The organism is Pyrobaculum sp. (genome assembly GCF_049971835.1).
Classification (GTDB): domain Archaea; phylum Thermoproteota; class Thermoprotei; order Thermoproteales; family Thermoproteaceae; genus Pyrobaculum.
This window is the reverse complement of sequence record NZ_JBMFKV010000333.1, coordinates 1-1,602: the sequence shown is the minus strand read 5'-3', so window position 1 is coordinate 1,602 and position 1,602 is coordinate 1. Positions and strand designations below refer to the sequence as shown.

General features: G+C 64.0%; 2 protein-coding genes and 1 pseudogene. 1 reads left to right on the top strand and 2 read right to left on the bottom strand.

All coding sequences use genetic code 11. From position 1 onward, the window contains the following. Positions 1 to 203, bottom strand: a pseudogene (locus ACP5J3_RS14360) (glycosyltransferase family 4 protein); the annotation flags it as partial. Between the two features lie 28 nt (positions 204 to 231). Then, complete coding sequence (locus tag ACP5J3_RS14355; RefSeq protein ID WP_428496303.1) at positions 232 to 1,338, bottom strand: glycosyltransferase family 2 protein; 1,107 nt, start codon at positions 1,336 to 1,338, stop codon at positions 232 to 234. Positions 1,339 to 1,384: 46 nt separating this feature from the next. Here ACP5J3_RS14355 and ACP5J3_RS14350 point away from each other — a divergent pair. Beyond that, a partial coding sequence (locus ACP5J3_RS14350) for a hypothetical protein (RefSeq protein WP_428496302.1) occupies positions 1,385 to 1,602 on the top strand: 218 nt, incomplete at its 3' end.

Sequence of the window (1,602 nt, the reverse complement as noted above, 5' to 3'; positions counted from 1 at the left end):
ATCCTTCGCCTGCCCTTCGAGTCGTAGAGGCGGGATGGCTTGCCCACCGTGGCCAGCGGGACTTCGCTGGGGCCCCAGTCGTATGTCACGTAAGCTACTTCGTGGCCTCGCCGCATGAGCTCTACCGCGAATTCGTAGTACCTCCTCTCGGCGCCGCCAAGGGTGTGGGGCCAGAGGTTGCTACATATAAAGCATATCTTCACGGGGGCTGGGGGTTACTGTTTTTAATAATTAACGCCGGCGTGTGGCGTAGGCGGTGGCGGCGACGGCGATGAGGACGACGGCCATTACCTCGAGTACTATGGAGAGGGCTGTGTAGGTTAGGCGGATGTAGCGGGTGGCGTTGAAGATGGCCGCTACGTAGGCGGCCGTGGCGAGGGAGGCGGCGAGTGCGGCGGCGCCTATCGCCATGGTGCGGAGGGGCCTCTCGGTGAGCCACGTCCAGATTATGGTCCAGATGACTGACAGGCCGTGCCAGATGGGCGACTCGCTGGGCTCGGCCTCCCGGTACCTCACCTCGGTGGGGACGGAGGCGACGCGGAGGCCGAGGCGGTTGGCCATGTAGACGGTTTGGGAGGAGATTCCCATCCACACCTCGTCGAGGTGGGGTAGGAGGGCCTCTATTGCTCTGCGGGTGAAGGCGCGGTAGCCGTTTTCTGGATCGCGCACCTTGACGCCGAGGGCTCTGTGCACGGCTCTGATTATTGATATGCCGATTTTTTTGTGTGTGGGGACTCTGCTGAGGCCGAAGCGGTCGCCTACGGCGAGGTCTGCCGACTCCAGGGCTTTTATGAATTTGGATATGTCGCGGGGGTCGTGTTGCCCGTCGCCGTCGAGGAGCACCGCGTATTTAACGCCGGCTTTCAACGCGGCGTGGAGGAGGGTCTTCACGGCGGCGCCGTAGCCCATGTTGTGGGGGTGTTTAATGACCACTGCGCCCGCCTCCTCGGCCTCGGAGGCGGTCCCGTCGTCTGATCCGTCGTCCACTACAATCACCACGTCGACGTATTTCTTCGCCTCCCGCACCACCTGGCCTATCCTCCCCTCCTCCCGGTAGGCGGGGATGAGAGCCGCGGTTTCGGCTTTCGGGAGCGGAGGCATGGGCGGCGGGATGTATGCGCGTCTTGTGGCGACGTAGAGAGCCACGGCGGTGGTGAGGAGGGCCTGGGAGGCGGCGAAGGAGGCGAGGGTTAGTGATAGGAGGGCGACGTCGAACTGCCTCGTCTGGTTGAACACCCAGACGTGCGCCAGCGCCAGCGCGCCCGTGGCGATGGTGGCCAAAACCCCCGCCGTTCCGAAATAAGTCAAGGCGTGTCTCTGCAACTTGGAGGCGCCCACAGCGACTGGGGCTGTGATGCATAAAAATTTTGTTGAACTGCCGGGGGTGTGCGTCACGGTCCTGTACCTGGGCGCCGCCGGCCACGGCGGCCGCTGGCCGGTGAGGCTGGTGCAGTCGCCGGGGGATCTCCTGAGGGAGGTGCTGGAGGTTGAGACTCCTTACGTCGTAATTTCCGCGGTGCCCCTCAGCGGCGCGGATGTGGATAGGTTGCTCTCGGCGCTGAGGCATTTCGACGTCGTGGTGGGGGTGCCCTCTGGGTCGGC